Origin of the sequence: Collinsella aerofaciens (genome assembly GCF_028206995.1) — a bacterium.
GTDB classification, from domain to species: domain Bacteria; phylum Actinomycetota; class Coriobacteriia; order Coriobacteriales; family Coriobacteriaceae; genus Collinsella; species Collinsella aerofaciens_AQ.
In genome coordinates this window covers 82,266-106,547 of record NZ_JAQLFL010000006.1, presented here as the reverse complement: position 1 = coordinate 106,547, position 24,282 = coordinate 82,266, and the positions used below count along the sequence as shown (strand labels likewise).

Annotated in this window: 21 protein-coding genes; 13 read left to right on the top strand and 8 right to left on the bottom strand. The window is 59.8% G+C overall.

The annotated features are described in order from the left end of the window. Nucleotides 1–121: 121 nt before the first annotated feature. Entirely contained in the window at nucleotides 122–1,816 is a 1,695-nt protein-coding gene (pgi, locus tag PMX60_RS06005) for a glucose-6-phosphate isomerase (protein ID WP_035138859.1), read from the top strand. 141 nt (nucleotides 1,817–1,957) lie between these two features. On the opposite strand, the gene PMX60_RS06000 is transcribed toward pgi, so the two are convergent. The 3 genes from PMX60_RS06000 to PMX60_RS05990 form a co-directional block, all read right to left on the bottom strand. After that, nucleotides 1,958–3,262 carry a type IV secretory system conjugative DNA transfer family protein gene (locus PMX60_RS06000; RefSeq protein WP_271747235.1) on the bottom strand — a complete coding sequence of 435 codons (1,305 nt, stop codon included), beginning with the start codon at nucleotides 3,260–3,262 and terminating at the stop codon, nucleotides 1,958–1,960. Then, nucleotides 3,255–3,872, bottom strand: a complete 618-nt coding sequence (locus PMX60_RS05995) for an ATP-dependent Clp protease proteolytic subunit (protein ID WP_022094432.1) — start codon at nucleotides 3,870–3,872, stop codon at nucleotides 3,255–3,257. Before PMX60_RS05995 ends, PMX60_RS06000 begins: the two co-directional genes overlap by 8 nt. 63 nt (nucleotides 3,873–3,935) lie before the next feature. Continuing rightward, nucleotides 3,936–4,826 carry a hypothetical protein gene (locus PMX60_RS05990; RefSeq protein WP_271747234.1) on the bottom strand — a complete coding sequence of 297 codons (891 nt, stop codon included), beginning with the start codon at nucleotides 4,824–4,826 and terminating at the stop codon, nucleotides 3,936–3,938. Nucleotides 4,827–5,598: 772 nt separating this feature from the next. On the opposite strand from PMX60_RS05990, the gene deoC reads away from it, so the two are divergent. The 4 genes from deoC to PMX60_RS05970 all read left to right on the top strand — a co-directional run bounded on the left by deoC (nucleotide 5,599) and on the right by PMX60_RS05970 (nucleotide 8,912). Continuing rightward, complete coding sequence (gene deoC, locus PMX60_RS05985; protein ID WP_271747233.1) at nucleotides 5,599–6,273, top strand: deoxyribose-phosphate aldolase; 675 nt, start codon at nucleotides 5,599–5,601, stop codon at nucleotides 6,271–6,273. Between the two features lie 149 nt (nucleotides 6,274–6,422). Beyond that, nucleotides 6,423–7,265 (top strand): Cof-type HAD-IIB family hydrolase, encoded by an 843-nt coding sequence (locus tag PMX60_RS05980; protein ID WP_195444518.1) that lies wholly within the window; start codon nucleotides 6,423–6,425, stop codon nucleotides 7,263–7,265. Between the two features lie 64 nt (nucleotides 7,266–7,329). Then, complete coding sequence (locus tag PMX60_RS05975; RefSeq protein WP_230317444.1) at nucleotides 7,330–7,989, top strand: HAD family hydrolase; 660 nt, start codon at nucleotides 7,330–7,332, stop codon at nucleotides 7,987–7,989. 59 nt (nucleotides 7,990–8,048) lie between these two features. After that, nucleotides 8,049–8,912, top strand: a complete 864-nt coding sequence (locus PMX60_RS05970; RefSeq protein WP_271747232.1) for a PfkB family carbohydrate kinase — start codon at nucleotides 8,049–8,051, stop codon at nucleotides 8,910–8,912. 279 nt (nucleotides 8,913–9,191) lie between these two features. Here PMX60_RS05970 and PMX60_RS05965 read toward each other — a convergent pair whose 3' ends face one another. Beyond that, complete coding sequence (locus PMX60_RS05965; RefSeq protein ID WP_271747231.1) at nucleotides 9,192–9,974, bottom strand: TatD family hydrolase; 783 nt, start codon at nucleotides 9,972–9,974, stop codon at nucleotides 9,192–9,194. 14 nt (nucleotides 9,975–9,988) lie between these two features. Next, complete coding sequence (locus PMX60_RS05960) at nucleotides 9,989–10,786, bottom strand: tRNA threonylcarbamoyladenosine dehydratase (protein WP_271747230.1); 798 nt, start codon at nucleotides 10,784–10,786, stop codon at nucleotides 9,989–9,991. Between the two features lie 179 nt (nucleotides 10,787–10,965). Between PMX60_RS05960 and PMX60_RS05955 the strand changes: the two genes are divergently transcribed. From PMX60_RS05955 to ettA, 3 genes are all read left to right on the top strand, one after another. Next, entirely contained in the window at nucleotides 10,966–11,244 is a 279-nt protein-coding gene (locus PMX60_RS05955) for an autorepressor SdpR family transcription factor (RefSeq protein WP_117794490.1), read from the top strand. Next, nucleotides 11,237–11,941 (top strand): SdpI family protein, encoded by a 705-nt coding sequence (locus PMX60_RS05950; protein ID WP_271747229.1) that lies wholly within the window; start codon nucleotides 11,237–11,239, stop codon nucleotides 11,939–11,941. The genes PMX60_RS05955 and PMX60_RS05950 overlap by 8 nt, the downstream gene beginning before the upstream one ends. 177 nt (nucleotides 11,942–12,118) lie before the next feature. After that, nucleotides 12,119–13,798 carry an energy-dependent translational throttle protein EttA gene (gene ettA, locus PMX60_RS05945; RefSeq protein ID WP_055251458.1) on the top strand — a complete coding sequence of 560 codons (1,680 nt, stop codon included), beginning with the start codon at nucleotides 12,119–12,121 and terminating at the stop codon, nucleotides 13,796–13,798. Nucleotides 13,799–13,858: 60 nt separating this feature from the next. On the opposite strand, the gene PMX60_RS05940 is transcribed toward ettA, so the two are convergent. Beyond that, complete coding sequence (locus tag PMX60_RS05940; protein WP_271747228.1) at nucleotides 13,859–15,166, bottom strand: hypothetical protein; 1,308 nt, start codon at nucleotides 15,164–15,166, stop codon at nucleotides 13,859–13,861. Between the two features lie 138 nt (nucleotides 15,167–15,304). Beyond that, on the bottom strand, nucleotides 15,305–16,258 hold the full coding sequence (locus tag PMX60_RS05935; protein WP_271747227.1) for a hypothetical protein: 954 nt from the start codon (nucleotides 16,256–16,258) through the stop codon (nucleotides 15,305–15,307). Between the two features lie 203 nt (nucleotides 16,259–16,461). Here PMX60_RS05935 and PMX60_RS05930 point away from each other — a divergent pair, with 203 nt between their 5' ends. From PMX60_RS05930 to PMX60_RS05910, 5 genes are all read left to right on the top strand, one after another. Beyond that, nucleotides 16,462–18,441, top strand: a complete 1,980-nt coding sequence (locus PMX60_RS05930; RefSeq protein ID WP_271747226.1) for an NAD(+) synthase — start codon at nucleotides 16,462–16,464, stop codon at nucleotides 18,439–18,441. 117 nt (nucleotides 18,442–18,558) lie between these two features. Next, nucleotides 18,559–19,722 carry a pyridoxal phosphate-dependent aminotransferase gene (locus PMX60_RS05925; protein ID WP_271747225.1) on the top strand — a complete coding sequence of 388 codons (1,164 nt, stop codon included), beginning with the start codon at nucleotides 18,559–18,561 and terminating at the stop codon, nucleotides 19,720–19,722. A 201-nt stretch (nucleotides 19,723–19,923) separates the two neighbouring features. Beyond that, nucleotides 19,924–20,874, top strand: a complete 951-nt coding sequence (locus PMX60_RS05920) for an L-lactate dehydrogenase (protein WP_117735270.1) — start codon at nucleotides 19,924–19,926, stop codon at nucleotides 20,872–20,874. 114 nt (nucleotides 20,875–20,988) lie between these two features. Beyond that, nucleotides 20,989–22,149, top strand: a complete 1,161-nt coding sequence (locus PMX60_RS05915; protein WP_195624772.1) for an Mbeg1-like protein — start codon at nucleotides 20,989–20,991, stop codon at nucleotides 22,147–22,149. A 111-nt stretch (nucleotides 22,150–22,260) separates the two neighbouring features. Beyond that, on the top strand, nucleotides 22,261–23,265 hold the full coding sequence (locus PMX60_RS05910; protein WP_022094136.1) for a nucleoid-associated protein: 1,005 nt from the start codon (nucleotides 22,261–22,263) through the stop codon (nucleotides 23,263–23,265). Nucleotides 23,266–23,554: 289 nt separating this feature from the next. On the opposite strand, the gene dapD is transcribed toward PMX60_RS05910, so the two are convergent. Beyond that, the gene (gene dapD / locus PMX60_RS05905; protein WP_117564410.1) at nucleotides 23,555–24,274 is read right to left on the bottom strand and encodes a 2,3,4,5-tetrahydropyridine-2,6-dicarboxylate N-acetyltransferase; all 720 of its coding nucleotides are present in this window, start codon (nucleotides 24,272–24,274) and stop codon (nucleotides 23,555–23,557) included. Nucleotides 24,275–24,282: the final 8 nt, after the last annotated feature.

Here is a 24,282-nt window from a genome sequence, read left to right as displayed (position 1 = left end):
GGTTGCCGTTTGGGGGCCGATTGGCAACGCTCGCTGATTGTAGTCTTGACCTGCGCTAGAATAGTGGCATCTGAATGTCCGGGCGCATGGAGGCGTGCGCCCGTATGCTGAGGAGGACTCTATGGCAACTGTTGCCGCACCTATCGATGCTACGTCGACTGCCGCTTGGAAGGCGCTCGAGGCTCATCAGGAGAAGCTCGAGGCCGAAGGTATCGACCTCAAGGCCTGGTTCGCTGCTGACGCCGACCGCGTGAACAAGCTGAGCTTTGACGCCGGTGACCTGCACTTCGATCTGTCGAAGAACCTGGTGACCGATGAGACCGTCAAGCTGCTGTGCGATCTTGCCCGCGAGGTGAAGCTCGAGGAGCGCCGCGACGCCATGTTCTCTGGCGAGCACATCAACACTACCGAGGACCGCGCTGTCCTGCACACCGCGCTGCGCCGCCCGGCAAGCGAGAAGGGCCAGCTCATCGTCGACGGCCAGGACGTCGTCGCCGACGTGCACGAGGTCCTCGACCGCATGTATGCCTTCGCCGAGCGCGTGCGCTCCGGTGAGTGGAAGGGCGTTACCGGCAAGAAGATCGAGCATCTGGTGTCCATCGGCATCGGCGGCTCCGACCTGGGCCCGGTCATGGCCTACGAGGCTCTGCGTCCCTATGCCGACGCCGGTATCGACTGCCGCTACATCTCCAACATCGACCCCAACGACCAGGCCGAGAAGCTCAAGGGCCTGGATCCCGAGACCACGCTCGTAATCATCGTCTCCAAGACCTTCACCACGCTCGAGACCCTCACCAACGCCCGCGAGGTCAAGACCTGGATGCTCGAGCAGCTCAAGGCTCAGGGCGCCATCGACGGCTCCGATGAGCAGAACGCCGAGGCCGTGGCAAAGCACTTCGTCGCCGTTTCCACCGCACTCGAGAAGGTCGAGGCCTTCGGTATCGACCCCGCCAACGCCTTCGGTTTCTGGAACTGGGTCGGTGGCCGCTATTCCGTTGACTCCGCCGTGGGCCTGTCGCTGATCGTCGTGCTCGGCCCCGAGCGCTTCCAGCAGTTCCTCGAGGGCTTCCACGCCATCGACGAGTACTTCTGCAACACCCCGCTCGAGAACAACGCCGTCGCGCTGATGGGCCTGCTCAATGTCTGGTACGTCAACTTCTTCGGTTCCAAGAGCCACGCCGTGCTGCCGTACTGCCAGTACCTGCACCGCTTCCCGGCCTACCTGCAGCAGCTCACCATGGAGTCCAACGGCAAGCATGTCCGCTGGGACGGCAGCGCCGTGACCTCCGACACCGGTGAGATCTTCTGGGGCGAGCCCGGCACCAACGGCCAGCATGCCTTCTATCAGCTGCTGCACCAGGGCACTGTGGTGGTTCCGGCCGACTTCATCGCCTTCGCCAATACCGCCAACCCTGCGACCGACGGCGGCCAGGATGTCCACGAGCTGTTCCTGGGCAACTTCCTGGCCCAGACCAAGGCGCTCGCCTTTGGTAAGACGGCCGATGAGGTTCGTGCCGAGGGCACGCCCGAGCAGATCGTCCCGGCCCGTTGCTTTGAGGGCAATCGCCCGACGACCTCGATCTTCGGCGACACGCTGACCCCGTTCGCACTCGGCGAGCTCATCGCCCTGTACGAGCACATCACGTTTGTCGAGGGCACGGTCTGGGGCATCGACTCCTACGACCAGTGGGGCGTCGAGCTGGGCAAGCAGCTTGCCAAGCAGATTACCCCGGCCTTCCACGATGACGCCGCCAAGGCCGAGCAGGACGCTTCGACCCAGGCGCTCATCGAGTTCTATCGCGCGCATCGCAAGTAGTCGCTGCTGTTAACGCATCGCGCCTTATAGTCAGGGGCCCGTATCCTATCGGATGCGGGCCCCTTTGCTTTGCCGTAGTCCCGGGGCGCACGGCCTTTGTGGAACATCGCTGGGGCGCCGCGCGCCGCGAGAACCCTGCGCCTAGATCTCGGCCTCCGCATGGTCTCGCTGCGCCTCGGGCAGCTCCCCGTAGAGCGGATGGTCTTCGAGCCTAAAGCGCTCGACCTGTTCGGGAGTGCGACCGCGCACAAAGAGCCACGAGCGATCGATCGGCGTCGCCATGAGCGTGCTGGGCAGCGCGTCGGCGCGGTCGGAAAACACCCGGGCACTCTCGGGATCCTGGAACGCCAGCACCAGATGCGTGTCGCAGTTGCCCATGATGGAGCGTGCGCGTGCCTCGCCATAGAGCGCATCGAGCTGGTTGGTCGACTGCAGCAGCAGCGTTGCCCAGATGTTGCGGCTTCGGATAATCGAGAGCACGTTGTCGATCTGGGGGATCTGCAGATTTGCGAAGTCATCGAGCATAAAGCGCACGGGCACGGGCAGGCTGCCGTCGGGCTGCCTATCGGCCTCACGAATGAGGCCCATAAACGCCTGCGAAATAAAGAGGCCGGTCAGCGGATCGAGATTGCGGTCAATATCGCTCGCGGTTACAAACAGGACGCAGGGGGTGTGTCCCATGGAAGCGAAGTTCACCTGATGGCACTCACGATAGAGCTGTGCCGCACCGTCGAATCCCAGACACATGACCTTTTCGGCAAGGATGCCGACGATGCTCGCGTGCATGCGCTCGGCATTTTGCGTAATGGCGTAGCGCCGCCATAGCGAGAGGGCATAGCTTTGGGGGTCGGTCGTGATCAGGTCGTCAAACAATCGACCCGTGGCACCGTCCTGCAGGTGCTCGATCAGCTTGATGACCGAGCTGATCGTCTGCTCGTCGGCGGGTAGCTGTTCGGTGACGTAGGCGATAAGACACGACAGCAGGTTTGCCGCCGCATGATCCCAAAAAGGCTGGTTGTTGTCCTCGATGGGGCAGATGGCCTTTGCCACCGAGAGGATGTCCTGCTGGTTGGGCCTGCCGTCCGCCTTGCGGCGAATGTGCCTCAGGGGGCTGTAGCCGCAGCGCTCGATGCCGGGCGCAAGGGCCGGGACGGTGTTGAGGTCGGCGAAGTTGAGGCATTGCACGCGGTAACCGTGGGCTGCCAGCACGGGTCCCACTTCGCGACAGAGCGTGCCTTTGGTGTCGAGCACGATGTAGCTTGCGTTCATTTGCAGCAGGTTGGGCTTGAGGACATTTCGGGTCTTGCCGGCTCCCGAGGGGCCGATCACAAGTGCGTTGTTGTTGAGTCCCGTTTGGCGGGTGTCGCAGGAAAGCGTTCGATCCTTGGCGAGGATGGTGGACGATGCGGACTTAGATGCGGCGAGGCGGCTGGCGAGGTTAGACATGGGCGACCTCCTTGGTGGTCGAGAGGATTTCGTGGGCAAAGCCGAGCTCGACGGCGCGCTCGGCCGAAAGGTAGGTGTCTTTTGCAGTGAGGGACTGGATGCGCTTGGGCGTGAGGCCGCTGCGGTCCGAGAGGATTTGCGTGAGGGTCTTGCGGGTCTGCATGAGACGCCGGCTGGTTTCTTGCAGCGCAAGTGCCGAGCCGCCTGCCCCCTGGGGGATCAGCGGGTCGTGAATCATGAGCTCTGCATGGGGCGCCATACGGCGATCGTCGCCGCCCATAAAGATCACGGCGCCCATGGACGCGGCGAATTCCAGACAGACGGTGCGGATGGGGCACGATGCGAGGCGCATGGCGTCATAGATCGCAAGGCCCGATCGCACGCTTCCGCCGGCGCTGGCGACAAATATGGTGATGGGGCGGCTGGGGTCGGTGGCATCGAGCAGGCGGATCTGCTGGCATAGGTCGTGGGCCATCGGGGTTTCGATGTTTCCCATGACGGAGAGCTCGCGACGGGCGAGCATCTCATCGTAAATGCTGGTGAGCGTGATGCCTCGGGCGGATTCACGCATGGTGAGGGGGCTGATGATGGGGGAATGATTGGTGTCCATGAGGACTCCTTTCTGTTGGTTGTGTTGTGGAATAGGATTGTTGCCCGCGGAGGGGCTGGCGGGCTACAGGGTTCGTCCGAGCCTGAGATCGAGCTCGGTTGTGGGGCAGACTGCCTGTTCGTGCGGCTCGCAAGCGCCAAGGGCTCCAAAGCGATAGAGCGTTGCGGCGGGCGTGGTGTAGGCGAGCCGCAGCTGATGCTCGACAGGGGCACATCCGTCATTTTTGTAATGAGCCGCGTAGTACTGCGCGATGCTGGCGTTCATCTCGCTGCCATTGCGATGGCGCTCAAACTGGCGTCTGCAGGTCTCGATGATCTTTGCTACCGACTTGGGTGCCGTCGCGGGAACAAGGGCGAGATAGCCCTCAAATAGCTCGTTGATGCTCAGGAGGCACAGCAGGTCGATTAGCGTCCTTATGGCTGTTCCCTCGGCAGAAAAATGCGCGGTCATGCGGTTATATCGGTTGCGGTCGACGATGGCCGCATGGGGTCTTGGAGTTTTCTGCCCCGTGGTCCCGGGCTTTTGCCGCGCCTGTGTATTGAGCTCGACGTTGCAGCGCTTGAGGCCGTCCAACGGAAGGAACAGTGCGGTGCGCAGGGTGTTCCGCTTGCTTTCGAGTTCATGACGCTCGTCGGGTTCCCATTCGAGCTTGAGTTTCGTGTCAAGCGCCGTAAGCATATGGGCTAGGCAGCCTACGGTAAGAACGTACGAATCGTTGTCGCGTTTTGGGGCATAGGGGTCTGTCAGCTTGCGAATGTCGGGGTCGCCCATGATCTTTGTGCAGCGCTTCAGCAGTTGAGGGTGGTCGGCCAAGATCGTCGCGAGCGGTAGCGACGCGTAGTTCTTGATGGTCGCGGCGGCAAAGGCGGCGTCATATTCGTTTGCATATGCTCGCTCAATGCGGGCATCCAGAATGCTTTTCTTATTGCCGTCTTCAGCGTGGTGGTTTGTCATAGCTTCTCCAATCGGTTGATGTTCGTGCTGTTTGTTGATGTGTTGGTTGTCGTGAGTGATGTGCTTGCCGTGGGTGATGTGCTGACGTTGGGGTGCTATGCGGTTTTCAATGAGCCCGTGAGGCAGTTGCTGCAGGGGCGGGATGGAACGGCCCATGCAAGGCGGAAGGCATCGTGCTCAAAATCGAGACAGCAATGCCCTGGGTGCCTCACATGTGGCAGTTACCTCATTAAGTTGTCATTGCGTTTGGGGTTGTACTTTGCCGATCTTCCTTCTCTTACACGCTAAAACTCAAACTTCATATGCTCGATCTACTTAAAACCGCAACGGCGGTCTTTTATCAACTTATATGTCGGAACGCGTCTTTGCAAGTACTTTTTTGCCTTTGTTTCAAATGGGGTGGTTTTGCAACCGTCACGCGCCACGCTATGCGAACGTGCCCCGGCTCGGATAAGATGGTGCGATCGAGTTCTACCGCGCTCACCGCAAGTGGTCTTTGCTGCTGAGATAGGTCATGGCCGAAAGGGGCCCGCATCCCAACAGATACGGGCCCCTTGCTATTTAAATGGGCATGAGGGTGTATTGAGGGGGGATGCCTTGCTGTCGGCATCCGCATGCGGTGCCATTCGCTGTCCGTAAATATACGTTTACGGCTAATTTCATACCACTTGTCGGAATGCGGACGCTGTCCTTGCATGCCGGGCGTACATTGAACGTGGTTTTTCGCGTGAAACCACGAATCGGTTGTCAGCTCCGAACAAGGAGGCCCAGCATGACGCTTGCCAAACCCATCAATAAATACATCGACTATATCGATGCCCCCGAGGACACGTTTGAGCAGTATGTCGAGAAGGCGTTAAAGTACAACTTTCGCTGCGTATTTGCGAACCTGCAGGAGTACGAGACGGGCCGCGCCATGCTCGAGGGCTCTGACATCATCCTTGCCGGCGCTATCGACTTTCCCCAGGGCACTATGACGCTTGAGGAGAAGCTTGCGAGGTTTGAGGAATACGCTGCGTGTGGCTTTACCGAGATTGACTACGTTTTGAATCAGGAGTCGGTTGAGAACCGCGATTTTGATGCCATCGAGCGCGAGATGACTACCATTGCTGATTTTTGTCGCGCGCATGGCATCACTGACAAGGTGATCGTCGAGATGTGCAAACTGGACGGCGACGACGCCGCCAAGCGCCGTGTATGCGAGATCGCGCTGGAGGCCAAGCCGGGATTCCTTAAGACATCGACTGGCAGAAGCTTTGGCGGTGCTAAGCTCGAGGACGTGCGGCTGATGCACGAGGTGCTCGGCGATGCCGTGGCAATCAAGGCGGCGGGCGGTATCCATAATTACGAAGAGGCTTGCGCATTCATCGAGGCCGGCGCCAGCGCGTTAGGTGCATCGGCGGGCATCGCGATCGTCGAGGGCACACCGACGGATGAGCGTCGCTAGCAGACGTATTTGACCTGAGCGATAAAGCTTCACGACCACACGCCGTTCATGTTCGGGACAATATGACATTTTTCCCGTTGTAAACGGAGTCGCGATGGGTGTTCTGTATGATGGCTCAGACAAGGTTGTTCAATGACAGGGAGGCATATATGGCAATCAAAGCCATCGCGATGGATATCGACGGTACGCTCACCAACGATCAGAAAGTGATTAGCCCGCGTACGCGCGAGAAGCTGCTCGCGGCGCAGGAGTCGGGCATTAAGCTCATTTTGGCTTCGGGCCGTCCCGCATGGGGGCTGCACGCCTTGGCGCAAGAGCTCGACCTTCAAAACCATGACGGTCTGCTGGTGGCCTTTAACGGCGCACACGTCGTCGATGCCCAGACCGACGAGGTGCTGTTCGATCAGGCTATGCCTGCCGACGAATTGCATCGCCTGATTGATCACCTGCGTAATTTTGACGTGATCCCTATGATTTCGCTCGGTCGCGATTTGCACGTCGAGGACTCGTACCATTGCATGATCACGCTGCCTGACGGCTCGCAGAAGAATATCGTCAAGTATGAGCGCGACGCGTGCGATCTTAAGATTCGCGAGGTGGAGAGCCTGCATGAGGTCGCTGATGCTTATCCCGTGGACAAGCTGCTGACGGCGGGCGATCCGGCCTACCTGCAGGCGCATTACGAGGAGATGTATGCGCCCTTTAAGCAGACGCTTTCGGGCATGTTTACGGCCGACTGGTACTTTGAGTACACGGCGCCCGGTATCGACAAGGCCCGCGCACTCGAGGGTGCCCTGCCCAAGCTCGGCATCGATGCCAGTGAGGTCGTATCGTTTGGCGACGGCCAGAACGACAAGTCCATGATTGAGTGGGCCGGCACCGGTGTTGCCATGGGTAACGCCGTCGAAGAGGTTAAGGCTGTAGCCCAGATGGTGACCGCCGATAACAACGAAGATGGCATTGCGGTGACGCTGGATAAGCTGCTGGGTTAGAATCGCCGATTAATGCATGGCTCGGGCGCCTGCTTGCGGGCGTCCTTTTGTTAGGGAGGGTGCCGTGTCCGCATTTCCGTTCGACGCCGTTATCTTTGACATGGACGGCGTCATTGTCGATACCGAGTATTACTACTTGGGCGAGACTGCCGCGTTTGCCAAGGAGCTTGGGCTTAATCTGACTCAAGAGGAGTTGAATGGGCAGGTCGGTACCTCGCATCAGTTCTTCCTGCATATGCTGGTCGATTGGTTTGAGCGCGCCGGTAAGGGGCACTTCACTGGCGAGGAAGCGTTGGCCCGTTGGGACGAGTGGGCGCATAAGCGTCCGCGTGACTATCAGGCTTTGATTAACCCAGGCGCCGTGGATACGATTCGAGAGCTGCCGCGCCGTGGCGTTCGCGTGGCGCTTGCCAGCTCGTCTCCCATGGTTAGCATCGAGGAAGTGCTCAACGCATGCGGGCTGTCTGATGCCTTTGAGTATGTGGTGAGCGGCGAGCAGTTTAAGGAGAGCAAACCCGAGCCCGACATCTACCTGCATGCGCTGGACCTGCTGGGGCTGCCCGCGAATCGCTGCTGCTGCGTTGAGGATTCCGTTCCGGGCATTACCGCGGGTAAGCGAGCCGGCCTGACGGTTATTGCCAAGCGCGAGGAGCGCTTTGGCTTTAGCCAGGATGCCGCGGACAAGATTATCGACCAGCTGCCGGAGCTGCTGGAACTCGCGTAGATTCTGGGCGGCATTGTTGTCACAACAGTGGTTCCGTTGGCATAAGAGAGGGGCGCGCTATGGCATTTAACGTGAGCGCACTGGGGTTTGGCGACAACGTCGTCGACCGCTACGAGCATATTCGCACGATGTATCCGGGTGGCAATGCGGTGAACTTTGCCGTGTATGCCAAGAAATGCGGAGCCGCGCGCTCCGCGTATATGGGCATCTTTGGTAATGACGCTGCTGCCGAGCACGTGATTGCGAGTCTTGAGGATGAGGGTATCGAGCTTGACAAGTGCGAGCAGATGATTGGCGAGAACGGAGCGGCTCGCGTGACCGTCGTCGACGGTGACCGTGTCTTCCTTGGCTCCAATGAGGGTGGCATCCGTGGTGATACTCGCTATGTGCTCGATCGCTTTGACCTTGCGTACATGAAGCAGTTCGACGTAGTCCACTCGGGCAACTATTGCTTTACCGAGCGCGAACTTCCCAAGTTGAAGGCCGCGGGCATCACGGTTTCGTTTGACTTCTCGGACGATTCGACCGACGAGTACTACGAGCAGATTGCTCCCTACGTTGACTTCGCATTCTTTAGCGCGGCAGACGCCGCGAGCGAGGATGAGATTCGCGAGCGTCTGGCATGGGTGAGGGGTCTAGGTCCGCGTTTCGTATCGGCAACGGCTGGCGCTGAGGGCTGCATTGCCTATGATGGCGATCGTTATTACCGCCAACTGGCTAAACCGGTAACGGATTTGAAGGACACCATGGGTGCGGGCGACTCGTTCCTGGCTTCGTTCCTGATGTGTTATCTCGATTCCGCCAAGCGTGGCGAGGATGGTGCCGAGGCCATCGAGCGTGCACTCGACTTTGCTGCCGGGTTTGCCTCGACCGTGTGCGGCATGGAAGGCTCCTGGGGCCATGGAGTGCCGATTTCCGAATAGGTGAGCAGTCCCGGGGAGTCGAATTGTCGCCTCCCCGGGACTCCATGGACAAAAAATGCTAAATATGAGTACTGTCACTAATTTAGTAACAGCGAAATTTAGCTTTTGAGGGCCTAGTTGGGTGTCTGCGAGCGATTAAAACCTGCTAAAAATGACTTTAACCACCTTAAAGTGCCTTGATAATGGATAGCTGCACATTATCAAGGCACTATTTTGCCGTAAAATAATGTGACTGGATTTGCAACAGTACTCATATCTGGCATTTTTTGTCCACCGGGGCTAGCGAAGGTCAAAAACAGAGTGCGCATTTGTTAAAACTGCCGACTCGATGCGCTTTGCGTCACAGTTTTTGAGTGAGGCAATGCGCATCGAGGTCCTTGTGAGCGATTTGATGAGCGACTGCGCGCTTGTTTCTGTGTTTGGTTCGGCCGGCGCATCGGTCTCGAGCAGTAGGCGGTCGAGTGGAATCTGTCGTGCGTATTCGCGACCGCGCTTGGTCGCGAGCATGCGTTCGTTGACGGAAAAATAACAGCCCGCATTACGCGCGCGGACGAGTTCGTCCGAAGTACCGCTAAACCAGTGGAAGATGATAACGGGGGAGTCGGGGTTTGGGATGAGTAGTCCATGCGATTCGAGGACGTCCAGTACGGCTCCTGCCGAACGAACGGCGTGAATTGATATCACGCGCCCGGTAAGAGGATGCTGCACGAGCGCATCGCAGAGCCGGTTAAGTGCCTGTATTTGTAGCGGCTCACTTCCAGCAAAGCGCGCGGAAAAGTCGAGTCCGACTTCGCCGATGTAGCGTTCTTGGGCAGCAACTTCGCAAAGCAGATTGACTTCGACAAAACCGCAGTGACCATCGGCGAGCCACCAGGGGTGAAGCCCAACGCCGGCGATGATGCCTAGTTGGCGACAGGCGCGCTCGTTTGCGGCCGAAAAGTCGCGCGGATTGACGCCGCAGTCAAATAGACCCAAGCCCAGCGCCGTCGCCTCATCGGCAACGGCGTCCGGGTGAGCCATTAAATCAAGATGGCAGTGTGCATCAAATAACCGGGGCTCCATCTCGGTGCGCTCCGCTAGTCCAGACGTTGGCCATCGGAGCGTACGCGCTCAGTGCCGCGGCCGCTGATCTGGCGGATAACCTCGCCGGCAATCATCTGGCCCATGATGGGCGGCATAAAGCTGGCGGTTCCCAGCTCGGTGCGCTCGTGGATGTTGGAAGGGTCGCGGGGCTGTGTCTTAACCGATTCCTCGCAGCTAAACAGTACATGCAGGCTCTTGATTCCACGCTTCTTGCATTCTTTGCGCATGATGCGGCTCATGGGGTCACGTACCGTATCGAAAATGTCGGCAAAGCGGAGGCACTCGGGATGGAGCTTGTTGGCCCCGCCCATGGAGCTAACCAAACGAATGTCGTGGTCCTGAGCATATTTGGCAATGGTGAGCTTGGCCGAGATGGTGTCGATGGCGTCGACGACGTAGTCGAGCTTGCCGTCCGTCTGCTCCAAAACGCTCGCGAAGAAATCATCGATGTTGTCGCTCAGCAGGTATTCGGTGCGCTTGATGACGGTAGCGGTAGGGTTGATGTCGTGAATCATAGCCTCCATGACGTCGACTTTGCGCTTGCCGACGGTGCTGTGAAAGGCGATGGCCTGGCGATTGATATTGCTGGGCGCGATGATGTCCTTATCCAGAATGACGAAATGACCAATGCCGCCGCGGGCAAGTGCCTCGCAGCAATTGGAGCCCACACCTCCGCAGCCGAGCACCAGCACCGTGGCGGCGGCGAGTTTGTCGAGTGCCTCGCGGCCCATGATGATCTCGAGCTTGGTGTCGCGTGTCTCGTTGGGGGTTGCGGCTGTGGTTTCGGTCATAGACATCCTCCGATGGGGAAGCAGGTCGTGTTTTAGCTATCGCCATTATAGGTAATCGCCCATAGGTTGCGATGGCGTTTGCTTTGATGTGGTTTGAAGCATTGCGATTAGATAGTTAGACAAACATCTAAATATTGAGTATAGTGTGCACGTCATGAGAGATGATGAGAGGAGGTCTTATGCCGGGAGAGGGTTTTAAGGCGCTGGCCGATCCTACACGGCGTCACATTTTGGAACTGCTGCGCGAGGGCAATTGCACGGCCGGGGAGCTTGCCGAGCATTTTGACATCAGCAAGCCGTCGTTGAGCCATCACTTGGCGACGCTCAAAAACGCCGGGTTGGTGACCGACGAACGTCATGGCCAAAACATCGTTTACAGCTTAAACACCACCGTCATGCAGGACTTGATCGGTTGGTTTATGGGCTTTACAAACACGGAAGGTGATAAGGATGAATAACGAAAACAAGGGCATTCACGCCACGGGGGTATCGTCGCGCGTGTGGGCCATGCTTGTTGTGGTCTGCGCTATTAATGTTGTAGCGCACCTCATGGTGATGCCGAGCCTGCCTGCACAGATTCCCACGCACTGGGGCGCGAACGGCGCCGTCGACGGTTGGGGTCCTAGTTGGATGGCCTCCGCGCTCGGCGTGCTGCCTCTGGCGCTTCTCGCATTGTTCTGCATGGTGCCGCGCATCGACCCCAAAGGTGAGGCATATCGAACCTCGGGCAAGTTCTACCAGGGCTTCGTAATCGCCTTCACCTTGTTCATGTGCGCCATAAGCTGGCTGGGAGAGCTTACGGTCTGGGGCGTGGTGCCGGCGGTCGGTTCGGTCAACGTGCTGATTTCCGGTGTTGTCGGTTTGCTGTTCATCGGCGTAGGCAACTACTTGCCGCGTGTGAAGCAGAACTATACGCTCGGTATCAAGACACCCTGGGCGCTTGCCGATCCCGAGAACTGGCGCCGTACGCAGCGTTTTGGCGGCGCCTGCTTTATGGTGCTGGGTATTGGCCTGATTGTGATGGGCGTGGCAGGCAGCGTGCTTTCGAGTGAAGTCGTCGCCGCGGTGATTGCGGTTCTGGCGTTTGGTTCGGTTGGAGCCGTCTACGTCTACTCGTATCTGTTGTGGCGCAAATCGCAGCGAGCCGCTCGTTAAGGTTGCGGAAAACTAGCGTACGCAGTTCATAGTATGTTCCGGGGGACTTTTCCCAGGTAGTATTAGGGGGTGTGGGCAACCATGCCCCTTTTTATTAGAACGCGCGAACTGCCTCTCCGCTTTTTCCAAAACGGAGAGGGGGAGAAGATTTCCGCAGCTAGATAAGGAGAAATGACTGTGGCGGAGTTCATTTATCAGATGTATCAGGCTCGCAAGGCCCATGGCGACAAGGTGATCCTTGACGACGTGACCCTGAGCTTCTACCCCGGTGCCAAGATCGGCGTCGTGGGCCCCAACGGTATGGGCAAGTCGACCCTGCTCAAGATCATGGCCGGCATCGAGGAGGTCTCCAACGGCGATGCCAGGCTCACCCCCGGCTACACCGTGGGTATCCTGCAGCAGGAGCCGCCGCTCGACGACGACAAGACCGTCATCGAGAACGTGCGCATGGCATTTGGCGACATGATCGCCAAGGTCGATCGCTTCAACAAGATCGGCGAGGAGATGTGCGACCCGGATTGCGACATGGACGCCCTCATGGCCGAGATGGGAAAGCTCCAGGACGAGATCGACGCCGCCGACGGCTGGGATATCGATTCCAAGCTCGGCCAGGCCATGGACGCCCTGCAGCTGCCCGATTCCGACATGCCGGTCAACGTGCTCTCTGGCGGCGAGCGCCGTCGCGTGGCCCTGTGCAAGCTGCTGCTCGAAGCTCCCGACCTGCTGCTGCTCGACGAGCCCACGAACCACCTGGACGCCGAGTCGATCCTGTGGCTCGAGCACTTCCTGCACAACTACCAGGGCGCGGTGCTTGCCGTCACGCACGATCGCTACTTCCTGGATAACGTTGCCGAGTGGATCTGCGAGGTCGACCGCGGTCACCTTTATCCCTACAAGGGCAACTACTCCACGTATCTGGAGACCAAGGCCGCCCGTATCGAGGCGCAGGGCAACCGCGACGCCAAGCTCGCCAAGCGCATGGAGGCCGAGCTCGAGTGGGTACGCAGCTCGCCCAAGGCTCGCCAGGCAAAGAACAAGGCCCGTCTGGCTCGCTACGAGGAGATGGAGGCCGAGGCCCGCGCAAGCCAGAAGCTCGACTGGACCGACATCCGCATCCCTGTGGGCCCGCGTTTGGGCAACAAGGTGCTCGAGGCCCATCATCTGCACAAGGAGTTCGATGGCCGTGTGCTCATCGACGACCTTTCGTTCACCCTGCCGCGTAACGGCATCGTGGGCGTCATCGGCCCCAACGGTGTGGGCAAGACTACGCTCTTCAAGACCATCGTGGGCCTGGAGCCGCTGACTTCGGGCGAGCTCGAGGTGGGCGAGACCGTCAAGATCTCCTATGTCGACCAGAACCGTTCTGGCATCGATCCCGATAAGAACCTGTGGGAGGTCGTCTCGGATGGCCTGGACCACATGATGGTCGGCGAGACCGAGGTCCCCAGCCGCGCGTACGTGGCGAGCTTTGGCTTTAAGGGCCAGGACCAGCAGAAGCGCGCTGGCGTACTCTCTGGTGGTGAGCGCAATCGTCTGAACCTGGCGCTCACGCTCAAGCAGGGCGGCAACCTGCTGCTCCTCGACGAGCCCACGAACGATCTCGACGTCGAGACGCTGTCCTCACTCGAAGCGGCGCTGCTCGAGTTCCCGGGCTGCTCGGTGGTCATTAGCCACGACCGTATGTTCCTGGACCGCGTCGCCACACACATTCTGGCGTGGGAGGGCACCGACGAGAATCCGGGCAACTGGTATTGGTTCGAGGGCAACTTCGAGGCCTATCAGGCCAATCGCATCGAGCGCCTGGGCGAGGACGCGGCCCAGCCGCATCGTATCCACCGTAAGCTGACGCGCGATTAGTCGAGCTCAGGTGACCTAACGAGAAAGGGACGATAACCTTGGGGTTATCGTCCCTTTTTGTTACTTGGTAGAAGGCTCGACTTTATCGATGGCCCAGGTGGATCCGAGGCCACCGGTGGTATTGCGGCGGATGCGCACGGCAACCTCGCGGCGCTCGCCGGCCTGCGTGTAGCGCAGGGGGAAGCTTGCGCGGTTTCGCGCGGCCTCGATGGTACCGCGCTCGCGGGCGATCCAGTAGTACTCGCCGACAATGCCGAGGGTATCGGCGCCGTAGGGGAGATAGGTCGACAGCTGGTGCAGAAGCGGGCCGGGGCAGAAGACCTCGGTTGCGAAATCGACGGGGAAGTCCTCGGGGATGGCGGGCGCTACGGGTGCGGGGGTTGGGGCCTCTGCGAGTACCGAAGCCGGTGCCGGTGCGGGAATTTGGTCGCAAGCAGAGGCGGGCACGGATTCGATGACGGGTGCGAACTCCAGCGTCGTCTTCGGCTTGATTGTGGAATCTGCGGGCTTCACGGTGACGGGCGCGTCTGCAGCTTCAGTTTCAACCTCAACCTGCGTCGCGCTCTCATTCTCGACGCTCGACTTTGCCTCGATGGGCGTGGATGCCATGGTGGTGATGCCGGCATTGGCATTCTCGGGGTCATAGACGACCGTGAGCGAGATGGCGGGCTGCGGCGTCTCGGGTTCCGGCGCCGTCTCGGTAGCGTCTTGATCTGTGGGCTCGTCGGACTGATCGTCCTCGGCCTCGTCGCCAAAGACATCGCTGTTTTGGAACGCAGGCGGCTCGGGTTGGTCAGCGGCTTCTTCGGTTGTCGACTTGGGCGCTTCGTTGAGCTCCACAGTGGCTTCCTGCTCGGATATGACTTTGGGATCGGTCGTGGCGGCGATTTCGGTTTCGGCTTCTGCCGTTACCTCAATAGCGACTTCGATCTCTGTCTCGGGCTCGGGTTCCGGCGCGGCTTCAACCATGGCTTCGGGCTCGGGACGCTTAACGTGCTTGGGGCGCACGGCCTTGAGGTCCTTCTCGCCGCGCTTTTTCTTTTTGTAGGACTGCTTGGCTCCCTTGGTTGCCTTGGGCTTGTCCTCGCCCTTGGCAAGGGCGGCATCCCAGGCCTCGTTGGCGATGACGGTGGCATACAGGCGACCGCCCTTAAAGACGGTCAGCTTGATGCAGTCATCGAGCTCCTCGAGCAGCTCGCGCGTGGACTCGAAGCCCAGGTCATAAGCGGCCATGTCGCCGGCGGCGAGCGTCTCCTCGACCTGCGTCATAAACGTTTGCTTGCCGCACCCAATCGCATCGCGCAGCAGACGATATAGATAGATGTGGTTGCCCAGCGATAGCGTGGGCTTAACTATTGTCTTGCTCATGGCAAATCTCCTCTTTACACACCAAAGCATCTTACCATCGCACGGGGCGTGCCATCTCGGCGCCCAAGGCAAACGGGCGCGACCGTTGCCGGTTCGCGCCCGTTATACAGGTCGGTTATCTATGAGAGGCAAACGTGCTTAGTTGCCCGACGCCGTGCCTTGGCTCGAGCTGTCAGACGCCGTACCGGACGCGGTTCCGCTCGAGCTGTTAGTGCTGCTGTTGTCGGTAGATCCCGTGCCCGATGTATTGCCGCTCGTCTGGTCGCCCGTGCTCGGCTGCGAGCTGTCAGTCGTTTGGCTTGAGTCGGTCGTGCCGGACGGCGTGCCACTGTTGGCCGTAGAGGAATCGGTGCCCTGCGATTGGTTTTGGGTGTTCGAGGACGAATTGGCAGAGGTAGAACTGTCTTGCGTATCGTCCGTCTGTGCCTGCTGATCCTGCGACTGGGTGTTGCCATTTGCATCGCTCTCGGTCGTGCGCGACGACAGGATTGGCTCGGGACGCTCGCCCAGACCCTCACCGGCAGTGGTGATAAGGATGGCGCCGGCGCAGGCGATGACCGCGACGATGGCGATAGCGATCGAGAAGACGATGACCTTCTTTTGCGTCTGGCTGCGCTCTGCCGCCGCCTTGGCGCGCAGGCTGTTGGGGGCGACGCGCGCCGTGGTCGCGCGTCCCGCAACCTGGCGCATCTCCTGCGTGGTCGCGGCGCCACCTAGGTGCTCCTCGACATCGGGCTCAACGGGCTCGTAGGCGCCGGCAGGGTAGTCGACAGCGGCATGCGTGCCCTTGATTGCTTCGGCGCTGGCGGAGATAAAGTGGCGATAGACCTGCGAGGACACAACAGTGATGACTGAGCTCACAGCGGCACCAATCACCGAGCCGGCAATGCCGATCTTTGAAGCAAGCGCGACGCTCGTGGCAGCAGCTGCGGCGCCGGCGATGATCTGGGGAATGGAAATGTCATCGAACAGGCCCTTTTTGGGCGCGATGGCCATGGTCTGTCCGATGGAATGGTTCTCGTGCACGCCGTTGTTGAGCGATGCCGGCGTCATGACGCGCGTGCGCGGCGCGTCGGTGTACTTGGTTGTCATACGGGGTCCTCCCGGCGTAAATCTGCTTCGTTTCGTGTAGCCATCAGGGTACCCACCAGATGTGAATCGTACGTGACATTTAACGGATACCATCAACTCATCAATTGCTCACCAAGTTGGTGGGATGCGGTTACGTCCGGCGGTTGAACTACAATAGGGTTTGCTAATTGTTGTGAATGACGTCTACGCACGGGAGCATTCTTATGAATCTTCACCTTTCTCAGTCTGATGGCTTTTTGCGTGTGGCGGCGGCGTCGCCGCAGATTCGCGTGGCCGATGTCGAGGGCAATGCCGAGGTTGCGCTGGCGGCTGTTCGCGAGGCTACCGAGCGCGGCGTTCGCGCGCTGGTGTTGCCCGAGCTTAACCTGACCGGCTATACCGCGGCCGATCTGTTCCATAACCGCACGCTGCTGCATGCCTGCGAGGCTGCTCTGGTGCATATCCTCGATGAGACTCGTGAGCTGCCGGTTGTCTTTACCGTTGGCTTGCCCGTTGCGGTGGCAGAAAACATCTACAACTGCGCCGCCGTGTGCTGCGCGGGCGAGCTTTTGGGCCTCACGGCCAAGAAGTATCTGCCCAACTATGGCGAGTTCTATGAGCGCCGTTGGTTTGCTCCGGCGCCCGCGGATCCTGTGTGGGTCGAGTTTGCCGGTCAGGGTCCGGTTCCGCTGGGTTCGGGGCTTGTCTACCGCTGCTGTGATGAGGGCGCCGAGGACCTGGTGCTGGGCGTTGAGGTCTGTGAGGACCTGTGGGTGCCGGCGCCCCCTTCGACCGAGATGGCGCTTGCCGGTGCGACGGTGATTCTCAATCCGTCGGCCTCGGACGAGATTATCGGTAAGGCAGATTACCGCCGCAGCCTCATCTCCAATCAGAGTGCGCGCCTGTACTGTGCCTATGCCTATGCAGACGCGAGCGAGGGCGAGTCCACGACCGACATGGTCTTTGCGGGGGAGAACCTCGTCTACGAAAACGGCTCCAAGCTCGCCGCGACCAAGCTGCTTACCTGCGACATGGCCGTCGCCGACGTTGACCTTGACCGCCTGGTTGCCGAGCGCCGTCGCTCGACGACGTGGACGCGCGCGGACGATGCGCCGGAGGCCACGACCGTTGAATTTTCGTTTGAGGGCGTGCCGGCAGATGAACCTGTCCTGCGCGATGCGTTCGACATCGACCGTGTCTTCCCCCGCGCGCCCTTTGTGCCGGCCGACCATGGCGACCTGGCCGAGCGTTGCGAGACCATCCTCGACCTGCAGACCGCCGGCCTCAAGACCCGCCTTGCCCATACGGGTACCAAGGCCGCAGTCATCGGTCTTTCAGGCGGCCTGGACTCCACGCTGGCGCTGCTCGTGACGGTTCGCGCCTTCGATGCACTGGGGCTGCCGCGCACCGGTATCACAGCCGTGTCCATGCCCGGCTTTGGCACGACGCATCGCACCAAGTCGAATGCCGAGTCGCTCGCCCGCGACCTGGGTGTGAGCTTCCGCGAGGTTTCGATCCACGCGGCTGTGGAACAGCACTTCAAGGACATTGAGCACGATCCGGCCGTGCAGGACGTGACCTACGAGAACAGCCAGGCGCGCGAGCGTACGCAGATTTTGATGGATCTGGCCAACCAGGCTGGCGGTTTTGTCATCGGCACGGGCGATCTGTCGGAGCTGGCGCTCGGCTGGGCTACCTATAACGGCGACCATATGAGCATGTACGCCGTCAACGCGAGCGTGCCCAAGACGCTTGTGCGCCATCTGGTGCGCTATGCGGCCGATGTCTTTGGTGGGCGCATTGCCGAGGTCCTGCTCGATATCCTCGATACGCCAGTGTCCCCCGAGCTTCTGCCGCCCACGGGCGATGGCGAGATTGCGCAGAAGACCGAGGATTTGGTGGGGCCGTACGAGCTGCACGATTACTTCCTCTATTACCTGCTGCGTTTTGGCTTTGAGCCGGGCAAGATCTACCGCATGGCGCTCAAGAGCTTTGAGGGCGTCTACGACGCCAAGACCGTTCACACGTGGTTGCGTACGTTCTACCGTCGCTTCTTTGCCCAGCAGTTTAAGCGCAGCTGTCTGCCCGATGGTCCCAAGGTGGGCTCGGTGACACTCAGCCCGCGCGGTGATTGGCGTATGCCGAGTGACGCCAGCTCGCATTTGTGGCTTGCGCAGATCGACGCGCTCGATGCAGTTGACTAAGGTTGGCTAAATTGAACCAATACGGGGGTTGCAAGCGTTACACTTTTGCAATCTGATGGCCCGTATCGCGCGGCGCTCTTGTCAGAGCGCCGCGTTTTTATATCGAAAGGTGGCACCATGCAGGCATCGCAGCGTCTCGACCGCTTTGGCGCGGAGGTCTTCGCCTCGCTCAACAACAAGCTTCTCGCGCTGAAGGCTCAGGGCAAGACCATTTACAACATGAGCGTGGGCACGCCCGACTTTAAGCCGTACGACCACGTGGTCGAGGCGCTCACGCAGGCGGCCCAAGATCCCGAGATGTGGAGGTACGCCCTGCGCGACCTGCCTGAGCTTAAGCAAGCCGTGTGCGATTACTACGAGCGTCGCTTTGGCGTTTCGGGCATTACGCCGTCCATGGTGCAGTCGTGCAACGGCACGCAGGAGGGCGTGGGTCATTTGGGCCTGGCCCTGCTCGATCCGGGTGACACCATTCTAGTTCCCGATCCGTGCTACCCGGTCTTTGAGGCGGGTGCGAAGATCGCCGATGCCAAGCTCGAGTACTATCCGCTGGTTGCCGAGCACAATTACCTGCCCTATGTGGCGGGCATCGATCCCGAGGTGGCCGATCGCGCCAAGTACATGATCGTTTCGTTGCCCGCGAACCCGGTCGGCTCGGTGGGTACGCCCGAGGTCTACGAGGAGATTATCGCCTTCGCGCGTGAGCACGATCTACTGATTGTTCACGACAACGCGTACTCCGACATCGTGTTCGACGGCGAGCCGGGCGGAAGCTTCTTGCAGTATCCCGGTGCGCTCGAGGTGGGCGTTGAGTTCTTCTCGCTCTCCAAGTCGTTTAACGTCACCGGTGCGCGTATCGGCTTTTTGGTCGGCCGCGAGGACGTGGTCTCGGCCTTTGCCAAGCTGCGCAGCCAAATCGACTTTGGTATGTTCTTCCCGATCCAGAAGGCTGCTATCGCCTGTCTGAACGGTCCGCGCGATGAGGTCGAGGCGCAGCGTCTGAAGTACCAGGAGCGCCGCGATGCCCTGTGCGACGGTCTTGAGGGCCTGGGCTGGGAGCGTCCCAACGCGCATGGCTCTATGTTCGTGTGGGCCAAGCTTCCCGGTGGTCGCACCGATTCCATGGCGTTTTGCGAGGAGCTTATGGAGAAGGCCGGCGTTGTGGTGACGCCGGGCGCGAGCTTTGGTCCTTCGGGCGAGGGGCACGTGCGCATGGCGCTGGTCTTGCCGCCCGACCAGATCGCTTTGGCTGTCGAGGCCATTCGCGAGGCGGGCCTGTATTAGAAAGTTGTTTCGGCTCGTCAATAGCTCGAAACCGATTTCGTGCAGTTATTTTACGAATTCTGCAAATAATTTCGGTAAGCGGTCGATATTTGGCTGCGAATAGGAGCATAATCAAAGTCCCGATTGGATGTATTGGGATTACGGCAAGCCGCTCGGGTCGTTCCCGGGCGGCTTGTTTGTGGAGAGAGATGGGAGTTTCTAATGGTTAACGAGAAGAAGGTCGCTATTGTCGGCTGCGGTTTCGTCGGTTCGTCTTCGGCGTTCGCGCTGATGCAGAGCGGTCTGTTCTCCGAAATGGTCCTCATCGACGTGGACAAGAACCGCGCCGAGGGTGAGGCCCTGGATATCGCGCACGGCATGACGTTTGCCGAGCCGATGAAGATCTACGCCGGCGATTATTCCGATGTCGCCGACGCCGCCATGATCGTCGTCACCGCTGGCGCTGCCCAGAAGCCCGGTGAGACCCGCCTGGACCTGGTCAACAAGAACGTCAACATTTTTAAGTCCATTATTCCCGAGATTAAGAAGTCCGGCTTCGACGGCATTCTGCTAATCGTCTCCAATCCGGTCGATGTTCTGACCTACGCCGCCATCAAGATGTCCGGCCTGCCCGAGGGCCACGTCATCGGCTCCGGCACCGTGCTCGACACCGGCCGCCTGCAGCAGATGCTTGGTGCCCACGTCGAGGTTGACCCGCGCGATGTCCAGGCCTATGTCATGGGCGAGCACGGCGACTCCGAGTTTGTCGCTTGGTCCAGCGCTCAGGTTGCCGGCGTTCCGCTGAACACCTTCTGTGAGCTTCACGGCCACTTGGAGCATGAGGCTGCCGAGAAGCGCATCGCCGAGGACGTCAAGAACTCCGCCTACACCATCATCGAGAAGAAGCACGCCACCTACTATGGCGTCGCCATGGCCGTCAAGCGCATCTGCACCGCCGTTATGCGCGATGAGCAGACCGTTCTGCCTGTCTCCTCGCTCATGGTGGGCGAGTATGGCCTGTCCGATCTTGCCATCTCCATGCCGACCGTCGTTGGCCGCGACGGCGTTGTCTGCCGCGTCCCCGTGCCGCTGAACGACGACGAGCAGCATGAGCTCACCGTCTCCGCCAAGGCCCTCAAGGACATCATCGACAGCGTCGACTTCTCCTGCTAAATCAAGCTCGCTAGAGCGAAAAGCTACAATGAAGGCGTCCGGGTCCACACGGCCCGGGCGCCTTTTTGGTGCAAAGTAACCTGACTCCAATGCACCATAGTTGATGGGAGGGCCATGTCGGATTCGCCTAATTTTTTGACCTATGTCCAGACGGCGTTTGATCCCTTTGAGGAGCGGCCGTTCTGCGCGGTGGATAGCCTGGTCTTTGCGTGGTTGTCCTATTTGCGCTTGCCGGGTGATATGGCGGGGCTGACGAACTGGCAGGGCCTAGACGTACGCGAACTGCTGCGTGCCGAGTGCTACCGGGACATGATTGACGACTTGTGGGACCCAGAGGGAAGCAGGGCCTTGTTGGAGGCCGTGGCAGCAAATCCCAGATACCGCGGCGTGCACGTTTGCGGCTATCGTGCCGTGAGCGATGTGGTGGCGACGGAGCAGTTTGCAGCCATGGCGTTCCGGTTTCCGGCGGGGTTTAGCTATCTTTCCTTCCGGGGGACCGACAGCACGATTGTGGGCTGGAAAGAGGACTTTAACATGGCGTTCCGGTGTCCTGTGCCGGCCCAGGAATCCGCGGCGCGTTATGTGGACGAGGCGGCGGATGCGATCGACGGGCCGCTTTTGTGCGGAGGTCATTCCAAGGGCGGAAACCTTGCGGTGTACGGTGCGGCGATGTGCTCCGATGTCGCCCGTGAGCGAATCGAACGGGCGTATTCCCATGATGGTCCAGGGTTCGTCGAGGAGTTTCTGAACGGCAACGCCTTTGCCGATCTTTCCGGTCGAATCGACAAGACGCTACCTCGGTCGTCGATCTTCGGCATGATGTTCGAGACACAAGAGGACTATGCCATCGTTGAGAGCACCGAGTTCAGCCTGCTGCAGCACAATCCCTTTAGCTGGGTGGTTGATGGTTGCGACTTCGTATACTGTGAGCGCCTGTCCGCCGGTGCTCGATACGTTGATGGCTCCATTCGCGAGATGCTGCTTGCAGTGTCACCTAGCGAGCGCGAGCGTTTTGTAGATGCGTTGTTCTCCGTGTTTGAGGCTACGGACGCCGAACGGTTTGCGGATATCGCAGGAAATCTGCGTGAGAGTCTGCCCGTGATGCTCCAGGCTGCGCAAGGCTTTGACAAAGATACGCGACGCTTTATCTCGCAGACCATCGTGGCGATCCTTAAATGCGCACTGTTGCCCAAACGACCCCAGATCGACGTGCCCGCTGCCGGCAAGAGTTTGGCAGAACAGCTCGAGGCTTGGCAGTCCGAGCTCCTGCGCTAGCCATTGATACAAAGCAACCTGTCCCCGATGCGCCAATCTTCGATGCGCCTGGGGCGGGCTCGACCGCTATACTGGTTCGTGCCGAAATCGATCTAGAACGGAATGCCGTATATGAAAATCAATCACGCGATTCTGCATATCCTGGACTTTGACTCTGCCGTCAACGTCATGAGCCAGCGAGAGCTCGATATCGAGAGCCGTACCGTGCGCAACTTCGTGACCACGCATCTGCGCCGCGCACGCACCTCGGCCGACAATAAACGCGCCACGTTTGCCGAGAACTCCGCATTCGGCGGCGAGCTCAAGGGCTATTTCTTTGGTGAGCGTGAGTTCGTGGACCTGTCTCAGCAGATTGCGGAGTTCATCTCTTCCGAACTTACCAAGGCCGAGAAAGCCGAGTCCACTGACGTGCTTGTGGCGGACTTTGATGACGATGAGGATGCCCGCTGGTTTGCCGTGATGCTGCTGGGCTCCAAGCAGGCTTTTATGCACGAGGTAGGTCGCGAAGAGGGCGAGGTGCGCAACGACATTGCGCGCCACTACGCCATTCTGCCGAATCCCTCGCAAAAGGTGCCGAGCTATGCAATCGTGCGTGCAAGCACCATGGAGATCGGCTATGTGGACAAGAAACGCAAGATCGCCGGCGAGGACCGTATGCTTATCCCCGATGGCCTGCTGCAGTGCGACACGGGCGTATCGGGCAAGGAGGTCATCGACACCGTGACGCGTGTGGTCGAGGAAGTCGCCGAGGAGCACGGTGCCAATACGGCCGTAGCGCTCGCCAAGGTTAAGGCTGCTGTTGCCGAGAAGGTCGAGGATGACGAGGAGCTGCCGCCTTGGGATATCGTCGACGAGGTCTTTGAGGACGAGCCGGTCATCAAGGAGAGCGTGCGCGCGGCACTGACCGAGGAGAAGGTGCCTGAGCGTGTGCCCGTGGAGCGCAAGCAGGTCGAACGCGCGGCGGTGCGCAATCATAAGATCCGTACCGACACGGGTATCGAGATCAGCTTCCCGGCCGAGATGGGTTCCAACTCCGAGTACATCGAGTTCGTCAATGAGCCTAACGGCCTCATCTCCATCGAGCTAAAAAACATCGGGTCAATTGAGAATCGATAAACTGCGCTTGAACTTCAGACAAAGCAAAGGCCGAAACCCTTCGGGACTTCGGCCTTTTTGCTTGGAGCTGAATTGAGTTGCAGACTGAGCATAAGTCAGCGAAAACGCCCCTAGGCGAGCAAGGTGACGTGAAAGAGGAGGGAAGCGTACTTCGGTACGCGACCGACGATTGAACGTCAGATTGCCGCTTAGGGGCGTTTGCAGCGTCGAGAGATCCGTCGTTCGTTAGAACGACGGAACCAAAGGTGCAGCGTCGACTAGTTACGCGGTTTGGTAAAACTGCGCAGCCCTAGAGTTGACGTAAGCCCTCTTCCAGGCCGGTCTTGCTGTCGGTCTTCTCGTCGCGCATCTTGATGACGCGGGCGGGGACACCGGCCACGACGGCACCGGCGGGGACGTCCTCGACGCACACGGCGCCGGCGGCAACGACAGCGCCCTTGCCTACGTGCACGCCCTCCAGGACCACGGCATTGGCGCCGATCATAACGTCGTCCTCGATGATGACGGGCGTGGCACTGGCGGGCTCCACGACGCCTGCCAGCACGGTGCCGGCGCCGATGTGGCAGTTCTTGCCCACGGTGGCGCGGCCGCCCAGCACAGCGCCCATGTCGATCATGGAGCCTTCGCCAATGACGGAGCCGATGTTGATGATGGCGCCCATCATGATGACGGCGCGATCGCCAATCTCGACACGGTCGCGGATGATCGCGCCCGGCTCGATGCGGGCGTTGATACCCTTGAGGTCGAGCATGGGCACGGCGGAGTTGCGGCAGTCGTTCTCTACGTCGTAGTAGTCGATGGAGTCGGCGTTGGCGTCGAGGATTGCCTTGAGCTCATCCCAGTCACCAAAGACGGTCTTGCCACGACGACCGCCGTAGACGTGCGCATTGCCCCACTGGACCTTCATGCCCGGCTTTTCGCGCACGTACAGTTTGACGGGCGTTTTCTTGGGCGCGGTTGCGATGTAGTTGATAATCTCCTGTGCGTCCATCTCGGCTGCATTACTCATTTGCTGTC

Coding starts and splice junctions, on each gene's coding strand:
- PMX60_RS05920 (WP_117735270.1), top strand. CDS start 19,924: ATGGTTAACGAGAAGAAGGTCGCTATTGTCGGCTGCGGTTTCGTCGGT.
- PMX60_RS05930 (WP_271747226.1), top strand. CDS start 16,462: ATGAATCTTCACCTTTCTCAGTCTGATGGCTTTTTGCGTGTGGCGGCG.
- PMX60_RS05950 (WP_271747229.1), top strand. CDS start 11,237: ATGAATAACGAAAACAAGGGCATTCACGCCACGGGGGTATCGTCGCGC.
- PMX60_RS05980 (WP_195444518.1), top strand. CDS start 6,423: ATGGCAATCAAAGCCATCGCGATGGATATCGACGGTACGCTCACCAAC.
- PMX60_RS06000 (WP_271747235.1), bottom strand. CDS start 3,262: ATGTCTAACCTCGCCAGCCGCCTCGCCGCATCTAAGTCCGCATCGTCC.
- pgi (WP_035138859.1), top strand. CDS start 122: ATGGCAACTGTTGCCGCACCTATCGATGCTACGTCGACTGCCGCTTGG.
- PMX60_RS05970 (WP_271747232.1), top strand. CDS start 8,049: ATGGCATTTAACGTGAGCGCACTGGGGTTTGGCGACAACGTCGTCGAC.
- PMX60_RS05960 (WP_271747230.1), bottom strand. CDS start 10,786: ATGACCGAAACCACAGCCGCAACCCCCAACGAGACACGCGACACCAAG.
- PMX60_RS05990 (WP_271747234.1), bottom strand. CDS start 4,826: ATGACAAACCACCACGCTGAAGACGGCAATAAGAAAAGCATTCTGGAT.
- PMX60_RS05915 (WP_195624772.1), top strand. CDS start 20,989: ATGTCGGATTCGCCTAATTTTTTGACCTATGTCCAGACGGCGTTTGAT.
- PMX60_RS05910 (WP_022094136.1), top strand. CDS start 22,261: ATGAAAATCAATCACGCGATTCTGCATATCCTGGACTTTGACTCTGCC.
- PMX60_RS05995 (WP_022094432.1), bottom strand. CDS start 3,872: ATGGACACCAATCATTCCCCCATCATCAGCCCCCTCACCATGCGTGAA.
- PMX60_RS05935 (WP_271747227.1), bottom strand. CDS start 16,258: ATGACAACCAAGTACACCGACGCGCCGCGCACGCGCGTCATGACGCCG.
- dapD (WP_117564410.1), bottom strand. CDS start 24,274: ATGAGTAATGCAGCCGAGATGGACGCACAGGAGATTATCAACTACATC.
- PMX60_RS05925 (WP_271747225.1), top strand. CDS start 18,559: ATGCAGGCATCGCAGCGTCTCGACCGCTTTGGCGCGGAGGTCTTCGCC.
- deoC (WP_271747233.1), top strand. CDS start 5,599: ATGACGCTTGCCAAACCCATCAATAAATACATCGACTATATCGATGCC.
- PMX60_RS05940 (WP_271747228.1), bottom strand. CDS start 15,166: ATGAGCAAGACAATAGTTAAGCCCACGCTATCGCTGGGCAACCACATC.
- PMX60_RS05955 (WP_117794490.1), top strand. CDS start 10,966: ATGCCGGGAGAGGGTTTTAAGGCGCTGGCCGATCCTACACGGCGTCAC.
- PMX60_RS05965 (WP_271747231.1), bottom strand. CDS start 9,974: ATGGAGCCCCGGTTATTTGATGCACACTGCCATCTTGATTTAATGGCT.